A 14,654-nucleotide genomic window follows, 5' to 3' on the forward strand; every position below is an offset into this window, starting at 1 on the left:
TCTCCTCACTCTCTGTTTCGACGGCTGCCGGTGATGATCAGAGCCGTGGCTCCGAGGCCGATGAGGAAGATTCCGGCACCGATGAGCATTCCGTTGCCCGTGGTTCCTGTCCGCGGCAGCTGGGCCGGTGGAGCAGGGGCCGCAGGTGTGTCCGCGACCGGTTCGACCGGGGGCTCTGGTTCGGCTGGAGGCGCCGGGGGTTCTGGTGCCTCCGGTGGTGCTGGCGGCGCTGGCGGCGTGGTGGGCTCTTCAGGTGGGGTCGAGGGCTGCTCCGGTGGCGTCGGTTCTGGCGGTGCCGGGGGAGTGGAAGGTTCCTCGGGTGGCCTGTGCACGGTTTCGGCGGGAATACCCCATTCGCTCGTCCACGTCAGGTGATCGTCATTGCCCTGGATCGTGGTCACATAGGTGACCCAGCCGACGGGCATGTCGATGGTCTCTGAAGTCACTGTCGCGGTGCCGTTCTCGTCCCCGATGACGGTGATGTCCTGGGAGTGGATCTCTTCTCCGCTGATGTCCTTCGACTGTTCGGGTTCGGACTCCGTGTGATAGGCCGTCATCGTGATCACTGCCTCACCACCCGGGCGCAGACCGTTGACCGTGACTTCGTCGTGGACGGAGGTGACATCGAGGACCGCCTCCGTCTCGGCACTGGGGGCCCACGGAACAAAGCCGGTCTCTCGAGGTTGACCGTGGCTGCCCTTCCATTCCTTCGTGGACTTGTCACCGGCAATCGTTTCGGTGAAGTACATCCACCCGTGAAAGTCCTCAGGGACTGTGATCGCTTCTGATCGGTGCGTACCGTTACCGACGTTCTCCGAGGTCACCTCGGCGATCACCTCGGCGTCGTCGTTCTTCTTCCCGAGCTCGGTGTCGAGCCCGTCTGCCACAGCTCGTGCTCGACGGTGACCGTGTGGTCACCGACTAAGCCGGAGACCGTGAACGTGTCCGTGATGGAATCGCCGGGCTCGGGAGTCTGATCGGAGATTTCGGTGGACACACGAGGCTGGGAGACCAGATCGATCTTCGCCTTGGCAGAGACCTCGACTGGTTCGTCCGGAGTGATCACTCGCTGCACCCGCTTGGTCTTCTGGGGCTCATAGAGCAGGACGGTCTCTGGTGCGAGGCTGGCCGAAGCCTTGGCTGTGACAGTGCCGGGTGCCTCAGGCTTGAGAACGGTGACGACAGGTTCGGCCTCGCTGGTCAGGCTTGTCGGTGCGTCCGTGGATCCGCTGACGTCGAGCTTGATGGGAACGCCGGGCACCGCGTTGCCGGAGGCGCTGGTCAGGGACACCGAGAGCGAGAGGTCACCAGTTGTGGGGAGCTGAGCCTTCTTATTCTCATCCTTGTCGTCGTCGACTCGTGCGAAATCACCGTCGCCGGGGGCATCCTTGCCGTACGGCTCGAGTACCGGCATGTCCAGGACTGGGGTCAGGGTGACGTCGAGGGTATACGGGCCCGCGAGCTTCTTCGCCTCGGCGCTGATCTTCGAGAACTGCTTCGCTGCCCCCTTGAACTTCTTCCCCAGATCGCCTGGCTTCTGCGGCGGTACCTTGTGATCGTGTGGGATCGTCTCATCCAGTCGCGCCAGCGCACTCAAGGCGGCTTGCACATCGGCCGATTTGGACCCGGAGTACTCGTGCAGCGCCCATGCCGTCTGCGCCGTGGTGATCTTCTCCGGTTTTGCATCCGTGAAGTATTTGGGCAGGGGCGACTGTTTGCCGGCATCGATGCAGTACGCCTGCGTGCTCTTGAACGTTCGGTAGGAGCCGTACCAGGTCTTGCCCTGCGGCGCGTGATGCCAGATGCCGGGACCATAGGCCTCGCTGGCCTTGAGTATCGGCACTTCGCCGAGCGAGGCGGGCGGCCCCTGAGCCATGGCCGGCCCGAGTCCGATGAGTGAGGCCAGAGCCAGGACCATGAAGAGGAGAGCTGAGCGGAGTGTGAAGCGTCTGCGAGTAGTCATACCCTGATTCCACGGCGAGGGGGTCGAGCCTGACCAGGGCAGAAAATCTGCCTGTGAATTCACCCCGGCCCGTCCACAGGGAAACGAACATCAGTCGATGTCGACTGCAGCACGACTGTGGACAGACAGTCGAGTCAGCTGGTTTGCATCGTCCCAGTTCACGGCAGGTATCGTTGTGATCGATCGGGTGCCGACCGATGTTCTCGCGGCTGTCCCTCGCCGAGGTGGCCCTGCGAGTGGTGATTCGTCCACAGGGTGGCGAACGTGAGTCGGCCGTCGAAAGTCAGAGACTGTTGCGGTACGGCAACACCATTCTGGGTCTGGCGTCAGCATTGGACCGTAAACTTGGCACAGCGGTGTACTCCACACAAAGAAGGACGATATATGTCGGATCAGGCGGGCCCCGGAAACGGCCCCGACTCGCAGCAGAACGCGCACCCGGGCAATCCCATGCCTCCGCGCGCGCAACCGCCTCGGGTCGCCGACCCCCGGAACCCTGCTGTTTCGCCCCAGCAGGGAATGCCGCCCCAAGGGCCCCCGACGCAGCAGGGGCAGATGCCGCCACAGGGGCAGGGGCAGATGCCGCAGCAGCGTCCTCCTATGCAACAGGGGCCTCCCATGCAACAGAGGCCGCCGCAACAGGGACCACCAATGCAGGGGCCCCCGATGCAACAGGGACCTCCGCCACAGCGCCCGAACAACGACCGATTTCGGCCTCGTCCGCAGCAGCCTGGCCCCGGGACACAGAGGCCCGGACCCGGAACACAGGGACCCGGACCGCAGCAGCCGCCTCGGCAGATTCCTCAGCCGGGGATGAACCCTGCCTCCCGAGGCCAGGGCAACCCCCACCTCGGCGGCCCAGTGAATCAGCCACCGATGAGCCAGCCACCGATGCACGGCCAGCCGCCGATGCAGCGACGCGTCTACGAGCAGGCGCGGTTCGCGCCGACCGTGACTCAGGAGATGCGCGTCCGGGCACATATGCAGGCGCCTCAGCAGGTGGTCTCGGAGACTCCGTGGACCGGGGCTGTGCGCCAATCTCAGCCGGAGGAAGAGCCCGGGTCGACCGCCAACATCATCCGTCTGGTCATCGCCATCCTCGCGGTGGTCGGCCTGTTCATCGGTCTCTTGATCCTTGCCCTCATCGGGGGACTGAGCTTCGGCGTCAGGCTCTTCGCCTTGGTCGCGCTCTCGGCGCTTCCACTGATCGGAATCATCGCCTACGTGCTCTGGCTCGATCGCTGGAAGCCCCAGCCGAAGATCATCCTCGGCCTGTGCCTCCTCTGGGGTGCCGTCGCTGCCGTCATCCTCACACTCGTGTTCTCCATCGTCGGCCAGGTCGCACTCTTCTTCGCGGGTGTCGGTGCTCTGCCCGATGCCTACGGTGCCGTCGTCGAGGCTCCGGTCGTCGAGGAGACGACGAAGACTGTGCTGCTCGTCGTCATCGTTCTCGCCGCTCGCCGCCACTTCGAAGGCCCTCTCGACGGACTCGTCTACGGTGCCCTCATCGGCGCGGGCTTCGCCTTCACCGAAAACGTCCTCTACCTCGGCGGAGCCTGGGAACAGAGCGGCGAGAATCTTCTGCAGACATTCGTCTTGCGTTGCGTACTCTCACCACTGCTGCACACGACGTTCTCCACCTGTGCTGGCGTGACGATCGGCTTCGCCGCCCGCAAGTGGCAGTGGTGGGCGATCATCCTGATGTGGCTTCCCGGTCTGTTGGTCGGAATGCTTCTGCACGCGTTGTGGAACGGCACCATGACCGCGCTCAGCCATTTCCCTGCGATCGTGTCGATCGTCGGTCTCATCATCCTCAGCACCATCCTCACGACCTTGTGGATTGTCCTCGGGCTGCTCCTGCGCAGCAGCGAACGCCTGCATACGCAGAACATGCTCGGTGACTACGCGAACACAGGATGGCTCACCCATTCCGAGGTCGACATGCTGGCCACATGGAAGGGTCGTAAGTTCGGCAAGCGCTGGGCCGACAGCTTCCCCGGCGGCAAGGAGGAGATGCGCACCATGATCCGTACGTCTGGAGATCTCTCGACGACTCGGATGCGACTCCTGGCCGGAGTCGGCGGCCAGAAGGAACGCGATATCGAGAGCTTTCAGCTGAAGAAGTTCTCCTCCGCCCGCGATCGTCTTCTCGCCGCCTCGAGAAGCGTGGTCCGCTGACTCCCGTGGCACTCGTCGACGTCATCATCATCGTCCTGGGGATCGCTGCGCTCTTCTCCGGGTTCCGCCAGGGGTTCATCATCGGCCTCGGCACAGCCGCCGGCTTCGTGGTCGGCTGGATCGTCGGTCGGCTGCTCTCGCCGCTGGTCGAGAGCCTGAGCGAAGGCACCCAGGCCATGGAGAACCCGGGCGTCGTCATCCTTTTAGCATCGATGCCGCTCGTTCTCAGCGTCCTGTTCGCCTTCTCCGGCAACGGGGTCGGCGCGTGGATCAAACGATCCATGGACTCAGAACTCGGGCAGGGCATCGACTCGATCGGCGGCACGGTCACCGCCGGCGTTGTCTATGTCCTCGTCATCTGGCTGGCGGCAGGTTTCATCCGCACCACTCCGTGGGTCGAACCGAACCGGTGGGTTGCCGACTCATCGGTCATCGCAGCCTTCGACCAGACGATCCCGTACTCTTCACAGAACGCGCTGGGCGATATCTCCAAGGGTCTCAAAGCCACAGGGTTCCCGCAGGTCTTCGCCGGTCAGGCGGAACAGATCCGTGGAGTCGGCGAACCCGACTCCGCGATGGTCGACGTCGGCCGCGGCGTCGAGGAATCGGTCGTCAAGATCACGACCGCCGCGACTACCTGCCCGGCAGGATCCGAAGGTTCAGGATTCGTCTACAGCGACGGGCTCATCGCCACCAATGCTCACGTCGTGGCCGGTTCGACTGAGCTCGCCGTCCAAGTCGGCGGCAAGGGCCGGCCCTACTCCGCCGAGGTGGTGGAATTCGATCCCGAGGCCGACGTGGCCGTCCTGCGGGTTCCAGACCTCGACGCTCCGGCTCTGGACTTCGGCAATGCGCTGGGGCCAGGAGATGACTCCGTGGTCGCCGGCTTCCCGCAGAATGGGCCCTACACGATTTCTCCCTCGCGAGTGCGTGAGAAGATCGACGCCCGCGGCCTCGACATCTACGATTCGAATTCCGTGGTGCGCGAGGTGTATTCGGTCCGCGGCATCGTGCGCGAAGGAAATTCGGGCGGTCCGCTGCTTGACGACAGCGGAGACGTCGTCGGGATGGTCTTCGCCCGGTCCGCCACCGATGACGAGACCGGATATGCCCTCACCCGCGCGGAGATCAGCGATGAACTGCAGGCGGGTGCCCAGAGCCGAGCCCCGCAGCCGACGGGCCAATGCACCGGCTGAGACCGTGTATCGGCTGAGCCGGCTACTTCAGGTCGAGCCCGGCCACGACTGCACGGTGGTCGCTTGAGCCGCGATCGAGAACCTCATCTGAGGTGGCGTCGAACCCGCGGTAGAGGACATGGTCGAGCCGGGTGACGGGGAAACGAGCAGGCCAGGTGAAGCCGAATCCACCGCCGGCTTCGACCCGAGTGTCCTCCAGTGGGGGAGAGAGGGTCGAGAAGTTGGTGTCCGTCGTGGCGGTGTTGAAGTCACCGGCGACGATGACGTGCTCGGCCTCATCGGTTTCGACTTCTGTGGCCAATCGGCGGATCGCCGCATTGCGCATGGCCTCATGGCCGGGGCGCACCGAAGGCATGTGCACGGAGTAGAACCTGATGTCGCCATGGTCTGTGGACACTGTGGTGGCGAAGGCGCGCGGCCACTGCAGTCCCAGGTCCACCTCTTCGGGCTCGGACATCGGCCATTTCGACCACACCCCGATCGTGTCGACGACCCGCGAATGCTCGAACGAGGAATCGAGTTCCTTGTGGATGATCTTGCCCGACAGTGACTCCAGCTCCTGGATCGTGACGATGTCCGGGTCGGCATCGACGAGGCTCTGCGCCGCCGCTGTGGGTTCAGGCAGTCTGGCACCCACATTGTGTGTGGCGACAGTGAGATCAGCTCCGCCGCTGTCTCCGGCAGGAATCACCGCGGATCCGAACATCGAGGCCCAGACCACTGTCGGCACCAGGAAGCCGATCGCTGAGAGCACCGAGAAGCGGATGAGGAACATGAGCAGGACGAGGGCCAGGAAGACTCCCGTCCACGGCAGGATGCTCTCGATGAGCAGCGCAATACCCATCCTGGCGGGCAACAGGTGGTGGAGCAGGAGAAACGCCGCATAGGCTACGCCGAAGATCAGCGCAGTGATCCCCTTGGCCGGGCTATGCGTTTTTCTGGGGTGAGGATATTCCTGGTTCATCGATTAAGAATCTTAACCGCTGAGTCTGTCCTCATGCTGGGTACATCATGCGACGTGTCTCACTTGCACCCGAAAACGACGTTCACCGGTGGGCCGTGGCCGACCACACGGTGACATCTGGGTGTGTGTCGTAGCGGTAGCCGGAGCCCCGCATCGTGCGAATCACCGAGGAGTACTCACCCAAACGCCTGCGCAGGCGTCGGATATGCACATCGACAGTCCTCTCATCAGGAACTTCGCCGCCCGACCAGACGGCTGTGATGAGTTCCTCGCGAGGCAGCGTGGAGTCGGCATGGGAGACGAGAGTCGCCAGGAGGTCGAACTCCTTGGTGGTGACATCGATGAGATCGCCGTCGATGCGAACCTCGCGTCGAGGGATGTCGATGCGCAGGCGCTCGGCAGTCCTGTTCTGGAAGTTCCCATCGAATCGGGAGCCGAATCCACCGGTGGGTGCGGCCTCGCCGACACCCAACTCAGCCTCGCGGCGCAGGGCCGGAGGGTGGACGCGGTTGGGGATGCGCGAGCGCACAGGACCGTGAGTTCCCGCCGGGGTGCCTGTGGCTGCGGGGGAGCCGTTGGCTACGGCACGAACGGCGTCGATGTCGTTGCCGCGGCCTTCAGGAGCCAGCGCGATGACCGCCTGGGTCTCAGCCTGGGAGGCCAATTCCTTGGCGTAGGCCTGCAGCTCACCGGCGATGGCGGAGAGATTCGTGCCATCGGCGGCTGCCTTGGATTCATCGAGACCGATGTAGACGATGATTCCGCGCGCTGCCTTCGGTGAGGGCACGACACCGGCGGGACCGAAGGTGTGGGGCGGGTTCTGCGGATCTACTGCACTCAACCGGGCTCCTGCGCGACGGATGGCAGCTGCGCTGCGTGGATGTGCGTACGCTGGTTCTGGATTCGACATGGCTGTCCTTTGCTTCGACCCGAAGGGCCGTTGTGACTGAATGAGTCCGCTGCGGAGTCTGCGTGTACTCGTTCGAGGCCGGACAGCGGAGAGACGGTCACCGACAACGAACGCAGGGCATACACATGCTTGCGGGGCACATTCGCGTCGAGTGAGTCGTAGAAGTCATAGCTTCATTATTTGTCACAAAACTCGTCGGTTGCAAAGGATCGCCACTAAATGAGACGAGTGTGACGAAATATGACGAGACTCAGTCGACGATTCCGTACATCCGGTCACCGGCGTCGCCGAGTCCCGGGACGATGTAGCCCTTCTCGTTGAGCTTCTCATCCAGCGCGGCCGTGTAGATCTCGACGTTCGCGGACTGTGCGTAGTCCTTCTCGATTCGCTCCACACCTTCCGGTGCACTGACGAGGCAGACCGCGGTGACGTCCCGGGCACCTCGGGCGAGGAGGAAGTCGATGGCCATGGCCAGGGTTCCGCCCGTGGCCAGCATCGGATCGACGACGAAGATCTGCCGACCGCTGAGGTCATCGGGCAGTCGATCTGCGTAGGCGCTGGGCTCAAAGGTCTCCTCATCGCGGACCATTCCCAGGAAGCCCACCTCGGCGGTGGGAAGGATGCGCAGCATTCCATCGAGCATGCCCAGACCTGCGCGCAGAATCGGGACGACGACCGGGCGCGGTTCGGCTAGGCGCGTGCCGGTGAATGTTGTGACCGGCGTCGTGATCTCCTTCTCCTCGATCGCCACCGAACGGGTGGCCTCGTAGGCGAGGAGCATCACGAGCTCTTCGGTGAGCTGGCGGAAGCGGGCGGAGTCGGTGTTCTGGTCACGCAGGACGCTGAGTTTGTGGGCGATGAGCGGGTGATCGGCTACATGAAGGCGCATATGTGAAATGGTACGGAACTTTTCATCTTCGCGCGTGGAACTGTGGTGAAAGGTCGCCCGAAGCGTCACAATGGAGGCATGTCCTACTTCACTGAGATCCTTGCCGAAACCAGCGATGGTTTTCGTGCGCTCGATGTCGATGTTCGGGATGCGTCTGACCTCGACAGCCTTGTCGAGATGATGCAGGCTGCCGGGTCCGAAGACGGCGAATCGGTCGCGGTCATCGAACACGAGGACGAATGGTTCGGCCTCGTGCGAGTCTGCACGAACAACGAGATCCGCGTCTTCCTCTCCGACCTGCGAGCCGTCGAGCTCAGCCCATTCGCGGAGATCTTCGCCGATTTCCTCGACTCTCAGCCCGATGCCTATGAAGCCGAACCCGAAGAGGAATTCGGTCTCGAAGAGGAACCTGCTGGCGACGACGAAGACGAGGACGAAGAAGTCGAGATGCTCGAGTTCGACGCCGATGCCGAATGGGGCGGCGACGCCGAAATCTACGCCGACCGCGGGGTCCTTGCCGCCGACCTCATCGAACAGGTGGAGAAGTACCGTTCGGATCCTGCCCGCGTCGTCGCCCACGTCGGTGAGACCGTCGGGTTCGCCGACCAGCTTCAGGCCGCCCGCTGAGTTCACCGGAGGAAGCTTCGTCTGAGCAGGGCGCGGAGCTCGGCTTCGGCGGGCACCTGCAATTTCAGGAGTGGATGGCACTCGCCCTCGCCGAGGCGGCCCTGGCCAGCGAGCATGACGACGTTCCCGTCGGTGCCGTTGTCATCGACGGCAACGGAGCGGTGATCGGGCGCGGTCACAATCGTCGCGAAGTCGATCAGGATCCACTCGGGCACGCCGAGCTCATGGCCATGCGCAATGGCGCCGAGGTGACCGGACGGTGGCGCCTCGACGATGCCACCCTTGTCGTCACCCTCGAGCCCTGTGCAATGTGTGCAGGGGCTGTGGTCGGGTCGCGGATTGCGCGAGTCGTCTATGGGGCCTTCGACGAGAAGGCCGGAGCCGCCGGTTCGGTCTGGGATCTGCTGCGAGATCGCGCCGCCCTGCACCACCCAGAGGTCTATTCCGGAGTTGCGGCGAGCAGGTGCCGGGAGCTGCTCAGTGAGTTCTTCGCCGCGAAGCGGGAGCGCCCTGCCGGCTGAGGAAGGGGCGCGGCGGCACGAACCAGCGGGGTGGCTTAAGTCACTGCCGCTCGATTTGGACGCGACGCAGGGCCGACTGTAATGTTGTCTGCGGTGGCGTGTCCGAGCGGCCGAAGGTGCAACACTCGAAATGTTGTGTAGGGTAACCCCCTACCGTGGGTTCAAATCCCACCGCCACCGCCACAGTGCAAGGCCCCGAAAGCCCTGGTCAGACAGGGTATTCGGGGCCTTTGCGTTGCTGCTACGTCGCGATAGTGCCGATCACAGATCCCTGGGCTGTTACCCCGCCTTCAGCGACCACGTGACTGAGTGTTCCCGACTCAGGCGCGGTCACTTCGGCATCCACCTTGTCCACGGCCACCTCGGCGACCAGATCGCCTTCGGTCACCGTGCTGCCGTCTTCGGCGAACCAGGTGGAGACGACGCCCTCTGCGTCCGGACTGTTCTCCGACAGCGCAGGAAAGATGATCTCCGTCATCGGTTCACCTGCTTGAGAATCGCTTCCCTGATCCGCGCGTGCGTCGGCAGCGCGGCATATTCCAAGGGGCGAGCGTAGGGGATCGGGACATCCGGGTTGGCGACACGTTCGATGGGGCTCGTGAGCAGGCTCGGGTCATGCTCGACGATCCTCGCAGCGATCTCCCCAGACAAGCCGAATGATCGGTAGTCCTCATCGACGATGACCAGCCGTCCAGTCTTGGACACCGATTGGAGAATAGTTTCTGTATCCAGGGGCACGAGGCTGCGCAGGTCGATCACTTCCGTGTCCACACCTTCATCGGCGAGATCATCGGCGACGTCGAGGGCATGGTGGACCGACAGTGACAAGGTGACGACGGTGACGTCGGTGCCTTCTCTGGCCACAGCGGCCTTGCCGATCTCGACAGTGTGTTCGCCTATTGGCACGGGGCCGATCGAACGGCGGTTCTTCGCCATCCACGGCAGCCCCTGGATGCCCTTGTGGAACATGAAGACGACTGGATTGTCATCCCTGATCGCCGCTGTCATCAGACCGGCGGCATCGGCGGGATTGCTCGGGACGACGACCTTCATGCCCGGCAGGTGCGCGAAGGTTCCCCATAGGCACTGGGAATGCTGCGCGCCATCGGAATAACCCCCGCCGACTGCGGTCGTCAGGACCAGCGGAACCTTGACGTTGCCTCCCGACTCGTAGTGGATTTTGGCCATGTGGTTGTAGATCTGATCCATGCACACGCCGAAGAAATCGACGAACATGAGCTCGACGATCGGGCGCATCCCTTCCGTTGCCGCGCCGATGGCGGCACCGATGAAGCCGGTCTCCGAAATCGGTGTGTCGACGACGCGCTGTGGTCCGAATCGCTCGAGTAGGCCAGTGGTTGAGGAGAAGATGCCGCCATAGGCACCGACGTCCTCGCCCATGACGAACACGTTCTCGTCGCGTTCCATCTCCATGCCGATCGCCTCGACTGTCGCTTTCGCAGTGTTGAGCCGACGAGTCGATTGCTGTGCTGTCGTTGTCATTGCTTTCCTCCTGGATTTGGGGTGGCAGTCACAGACTGCCGGGTGCTGTCATTCAGGCGAAGACGAAGTCGCTGACGTCTGCGGGGTCCGGTTCTGGGCTGGCCTTGGCGTAGGAGATGGCATCTTCGACCCGGGTTTCCGCTCTTTCCTTAGTCCGTTGGATCTCGGAATCGTCCAGGACCCCGCTGTCGCGAAGCTCAGCTTCGTAGGTGGGAATCGGGTCGAGGCCGGGGACGCCTTCGAGCTCGGGGCGATACCCCTGGGCGTCGCCTTCGAAGTGTCCCCACAGGCGCAAGGTGTGGACCTCGATCAGGCTCGGTCCGCCTCCGCTGCGGGCGCGTTCGATCGCTTCGGCTGCGGATGCGTGGACGGCTTCGACGGAGTTGTCTTCGACGCGAACTCCCGGAATGCCGTAGGAAGCCGCCCGCTCGGCGTTGGATGTCACCGAGGTGGATGTGGCGCGCGCAACCGAGATCCCCCAGTCGTTGTCCTCGATGACGAAGATGACCGGCAGGTTCCATAGTGCTGCCAGATTGAGAGACTCGTGGAATGCGCCTTGGTTGGCCGCCCCTTCACCAGCCACAGCGACGGCGATGCTGTCGAGTCCCCTACGCGAGAACGCGAGCGCCTGGCCCACCGCCACAGGAAGCCCTTCTCCGACAATTCCTGAGCAGGAGAACTTCACTGCCGGATCGAACAGATGCATATGTCCTCCACGACCGCGGCTGAGTCCGTCGACGCGGCCGAAGATCTCTGCCGTCATCGCTTTGATGTCGACGCCGTGAGCCAGTGCGAAATGGTGAGGTCGATGGCTGGCGGTGATGGAGTCTCCTGGTTTCATGTGCGCGCAGACTCCGGCAGCGACCGGCTCCTGACCGGCAGAAAGGTGCATCTCTCCAGGAATCTGACCGGCGCCGATGTCGAAGACCGGGGTCTTGTCGGCGTGGTACTCACGCAGGATGGCTTCTTCGTAGGTGCGGATCTCTACCATCTGGCGGTAGAGGCTGAGCTGCGTTGCGGGCTCCATGTGAATCCTCCTCATCGTTGAGGACTTCAGTATGTGAGCAGGGTCACGCCGCCACAATGCGAATGATTTCAAATGGTGATAATCGAGGCGTTCATGATTCTGCTCAGGCGCCGTGTTGCTCGTTGCAGTATGACGGCCTGGGCATGTGTGACCGGCCGATGTGATGGTAGGGAAACTGCAATGGCCCCGACCGTCTCGCCTGCGCTGATCGTCGTCGCCAGGCATGAGGTGCCAAGCAGGTATTCTTCGGAGTCGGACCAGACGGTGGGCGTTGTCTTCAGGCTTCTCTCGAGGGCCCCGCGGTTCGTGATCGTGTTCGGGGTGAGGTCGAAGAGATCGTGCCGGTCTATGTAGTCGGCGCGCTGGTCCTGGGTGAGGCCGGCGAGGATGGCCTTTCCGAATGCTGTTGCATGTCCAGACTCGTGAACGCCCACCCAGAGATCGACCGCGGGTGCGCTGGGACCGTCGGCGATATCGACGAGTCGGATCTCTCCGTGGTCGTAGATCGAGAGGTATGTGGCACCGCCGAGCTCATCGCGCAGGGAGCGCAGTACGGGGCGGACCCGTGGGAGCATCTGCTGAAGAGACGAACGCTGCCGCTGAGAGGCCGCGGGCCCCAGCAGGTATCCGTCTCCGGTCTTGCTCAGATAGCCTTCGAAGACGAGGGTGCGCAGGAGGTGGTACGCCGTGGGCAGGGGCAAGCCTACGATGCGGGCCAGGTGCTTGGCGGTGACGGCCTCCTCGCTTGCGGCGACGGCTTCGAGTAGGCGGAGAGCTCTCTGGACGGATCCGATCAGTGTGGGTTCAGGCATGCAGGTCCTCCTCGGGAATCGGCGACGGTGCCGCTCTCGAACGTGGCGCCCATTCTAGCCTGTCCGGCAGCGGATACCCACTCTTTCGCGGCGACGGCTCGCCCCGATGACGGCGATGTCTCACACCCCGCTGATGGATCCAGCCACGACGTTTGCGATGATTGCGTGTGGTTGAAACGCGTGAGCTGTCCCCGGTCAGGTGCCGCAATCGGATTGTGATCGTTGACACATTATGCAAAACAGACTTAACTGGTCAGTCGGAACGGAAGTGTCTTTCCATGATGCGAAAAGAAATTTCTGTTGTGGAGGCTGTGTCCGTTTCTCTGCGCATGTTCAAGGCGCATGGTTGCCAACGATGATGTTGCCGACTGATCAAATCGAACAACTTGAGGTGGTCCATGAAAATGGCTGACAACGACCAACAGCGGGACACGAAGACCGCTGACAACAGCAGCGGGAGTCCCGGTCTGCTCGACAGATTCTTCGAAATCACATCACGTGGGTCCTCGATCAGACAAGAGATCCGCGGAGGCATCGTTGCCTTCGTGGCGATGGCCTACATCGTCGTCCTCAACCCGCTCATCTTGGGCGGATCACAGGATGTCGCCGGCAATTCACTCGACTTCGCCCAACTGACCGCTGTCACCGGCCTCGTCGCCGGCGTCATCACGATCCTCTTCGGTGTCGTCGCGAAGCTCCCCTTCGCGCTCGCCGCGGGCCTGGGCATGAACAGCTTCCTGGCAGTCTCCGTGGTCCAGGAAGTCACCTGGGTCGAGGCCATGGGGCTCGTCATCATCAACGGCATCATCATCGTCGTCCTCGGGGCCACCGGCATCCGGACCGCGATCTTCAATGCTGTGCCGCACGCGCTGAAGGTGGCGATCACGGTCGGCATCGGCCTATTCATCGCGTTCATCGGCTTCGTCAACTCCGGCTTCGTCACCCGCACCCCGGCAGGGCCCCCCGTCCAGCTGGGACAGGACGGGTCGATCGCATCGTTGCCGACTCTGGTGTTCGTCGTGGCGCTGATCCTCATCGGCATCCTCGTCGCACGCAACATTCCGGGCGGAATCCTCATCGGCATCATCGTGGCTACGATCCTGGCCATGATCATCCAAGCATTTGCGAAGCTGGGCACCGTGGGTGACCCGGTCAGTCCGGATCCGAAGGGCTGGAACCTCGCCGCGCCTGAGATTCCCGCCCAGGTCGTCGCATTGCCCGACTTCTCCCTCGTCGGAGCCTTCGACCTGTTCGGAGCCTTCGAGCGCATCGGTGTCCTCGCGGCCACAATGCTCGTCTTCACCCTGGTGTTCACGAACTTCTTCGACGCCATGGGCACGATGACCGGTCTGGCCCGCAGCGCCGGTCTGCAGACGAAGGACGGAATGTTCCCCCGCATCCGCGGTGCATTCATCGTCGAAGGCATCGGTGCCGTCGCCGGTGGTGGAGCCTCCGCCTCGTCGAACACTGTGTTCGTCGACGCGGCAGCCGGCATCGCCGAAGGTGCCCGAACGGGACTCGCCGCCTGCATCACGGGCGTGCTGTTCCTGGTGTCGATGTTCTTCGCACCGCTCATCGGCGTCATTCCGATGGAGGCCGGCGCCGCGGCGCTCGTCGTCGTCGGCGCATGATGGTCACACAGATCCGCGAGATCGACATGAGTGACTTCAGGACCTCGCTGCCGGTGTTCCTGACCATGGTCACCATGCCGCTGACCTATTCGATCGCCAACGGAATCGGCGTCGGATTCATCTCCTGGGCACTCATCCACGCGATGAGCAAGCGCGGCCGGGACGTGCACTGGCTTCTCTGGGTCGTCTCCGCCGGATTCGTGCTGTACTTCGTTCGCGGACCGATTTCGGCTATCTTGGGAGGATGAACGAAATGTTGGGACATCTTGCGTGGGGAAAGGGCCAGATCGCACACGGCGACTGAAGCCCCGTCAGTCGCTGCACTGACGGGCCACCCAGTCAACCGGGTCACCTCGTCAACTCGACACCACGTTCTTCGCTGCTGTTCGCATGGATAACCAGAAGTTTCGAAGAACGAAGCAAATGTTCTAAC

At 63.1% G+C, this 14,654-nt stretch carries 13 protein-coding genes, 1 tRNA gene and 1 pseudogene; 6 read left to right on the forward strand and 9 right to left on the reverse strand.

Annotation, left to right across the window (positions count from 1 at the left end; translation table 11 throughout):
* Positions 1 to 5: 5 nt before the first annotated feature.
* Positions 6 to 887, reverse strand: coding sequence for an LPXTG cell wall anchor domain-containing protein (locus tag PGC08_RS04420; protein WP_271709612.1), 882 nt, complete (start codon positions 885 to 887; stop codon positions 6 to 8).
* On the reverse strand, positions 833 to 1,963 hold the full coding sequence (locus PGC08_RS04425) for an Ig-like domain-containing protein (RefSeq protein ID WP_271709613.1): 1,131 nt from the start codon (positions 1,961 to 1,963) through the stop codon (positions 833 to 835). The genes PGC08_RS04420 and PGC08_RS04425 overlap by 55 nt, the downstream gene beginning before the upstream one ends.
* Positions 1,964 to 2,839: 876 nt before the next feature.
* Between PGC08_RS04425 and PGC08_RS04430 the strand changes: the two genes are divergently transcribed.
* The gene (locus PGC08_RS04430; protein WP_271709614.1) at positions 2,840 to 4,141 is read left to right on the forward strand and encodes a PrsW family intramembrane metalloprotease; all 1,302 of its coding nucleotides are present in this window, start codon (positions 2,840 to 2,842) and stop codon (positions 4,139 to 4,141) included.
* Positions 4,142 to 4,146: 5 nt separating this feature from the next.
* Positions 4,147 to 5,337, forward strand: a complete 1,191-nt coding sequence (locus PGC08_RS04435) for a MarP family serine protease (protein WP_101557029.1) — start codon at positions 4,147 to 4,149, stop codon at positions 5,335 to 5,337.
* Between the two features lie 22 nt (positions 5,338 to 5,359).
* On the opposite strand, the gene PGC08_RS04440 is transcribed toward PGC08_RS04435, so the two are convergent.
* The 3 genes from PGC08_RS04440 to upp form a co-directional block, all read right to left on the reverse strand.
* Complete coding sequence (locus tag PGC08_RS04440) at positions 5,360 to 6,301, reverse strand: endonuclease/exonuclease/phosphatase family protein (RefSeq protein ID WP_009883964.1); 942 nt, start codon at positions 6,299 to 6,301, stop codon at positions 5,360 to 5,362.
* An 82-nt stretch (positions 6,302 to 6,383) separates the two neighbouring features.
* Entirely contained in the window at positions 6,384 to 7,211 is an 828-nt protein-coding gene (locus PGC08_RS04445) for a winged helix-turn-helix transcriptional regulator (RefSeq protein WP_271709615.1), read from the reverse strand.
* A 250-nt stretch (positions 7,212 to 7,461) separates the two neighbouring features.
* Positions 7,462 to 8,100 carry a uracil phosphoribosyltransferase gene (upp, locus tag PGC08_RS04450; RefSeq protein WP_069599581.1) on the reverse strand — a complete coding sequence of 213 codons (639 nt, stop codon included), beginning with the start codon at positions 8,098 to 8,100 and terminating at the stop codon, positions 7,462 to 7,464.
* Positions 8,101 to 8,178: 78 nt separating this feature from the next.
* Here upp and PGC08_RS04455 point away from each other — a divergent pair, with 78 nt between their 5' ends.
* The 3 genes from PGC08_RS04455 (at position 8,179) to PGC08_RS04465 (ending at position 9,431) form a co-directional block, all read left to right on the forward strand.
* Complete coding sequence (locus PGC08_RS04455) at positions 8,179 to 8,727, forward strand: tRNA adenosine deaminase-associated protein (RefSeq protein ID WP_069599582.1); 549 nt, start codon at positions 8,179 to 8,181, stop codon at positions 8,725 to 8,727.
* Positions 8,728 to 8,801: 74 nt separating this feature from the next.
* Positions 8,802 to 9,248 carry a tRNA adenosine(34) deaminase TadA gene (gene tadA / locus PGC08_RS04460; protein ID WP_271709616.1) on the forward strand — a complete coding sequence of 149 codons (447 nt, stop codon included), beginning with the start codon at positions 8,802 to 8,804 and terminating at the stop codon, positions 9,246 to 9,248.
* A 92-nt stretch (positions 9,249 to 9,340) separates the two neighbouring features.
* A tRNA-Ser gene (locus PGC08_RS04465) sits at positions 9,341 to 9,431 on the forward strand.
* Positions 9,432 to 9,489: 58 nt separating this feature from the next.
* On the opposite strand, the gene PGC08_RS04470 is transcribed toward PGC08_RS04465, so the two are convergent.
* The 4 genes from PGC08_RS04470 to PGC08_RS04485 all read right to left on the reverse strand — a co-directional run bounded on the left by PGC08_RS04470 (position 9,490) and on the right by PGC08_RS04485 (position 12,590).
* Complete coding sequence (locus PGC08_RS04470; RefSeq protein ID WP_271709617.1) at positions 9,490 to 9,726, reverse strand: lipoyl domain-containing protein; 237 nt, start codon at positions 9,724 to 9,726, stop codon at positions 9,490 to 9,492.
* The gene (locus tag PGC08_RS04475) at positions 9,723 to 10,751 is read right to left on the reverse strand and encodes an alpha-ketoacid dehydrogenase subunit beta (RefSeq protein WP_271709618.1); all 1,029 of its coding nucleotides are present in this window, start codon (positions 10,749 to 10,751) and stop codon (positions 9,723 to 9,725) included. Before PGC08_RS04475 ends, PGC08_RS04470 begins: the two co-directional genes overlap by 4 nt.
* A gap of 52 nt (positions 10,752 to 10,803) precedes the next feature.
* Entirely contained in the window at positions 10,804 to 11,778 is a 975-nt protein-coding gene (locus tag PGC08_RS04480) for a thiamine pyrophosphate-dependent dehydrogenase E1 component subunit alpha (protein ID WP_271709619.1), read from the reverse strand.
* Between the two features lie 68 nt (positions 11,779 to 11,846).
* Entirely contained in the window at positions 11,847 to 12,590 is a 744-nt protein-coding gene (locus PGC08_RS04485; RefSeq protein ID WP_271709620.1) for an IclR family transcriptional regulator, read from the reverse strand.
* A gap of 404 nt (positions 12,591 to 12,994) precedes the next feature.
* Between PGC08_RS04485 and PGC08_RS04490 the strand changes: the two are divergent.
* Positions 12,995 to 14,469: pseudogene (locus tag PGC08_RS04490) on the forward strand (NCS2 family permease).
* The last annotated feature ends 185 nt before the right edge of the window (positions 14,470 to 14,654 follow it).

This window comes from Brevibacterium sp. BDJS002, assembly GCF_028201555.1.
Classification (GTDB): domain Bacteria; phylum Actinomycetota; class Actinomycetes; order Actinomycetales; family Brevibacteriaceae; genus Brevibacterium; species Brevibacterium aurantiacum.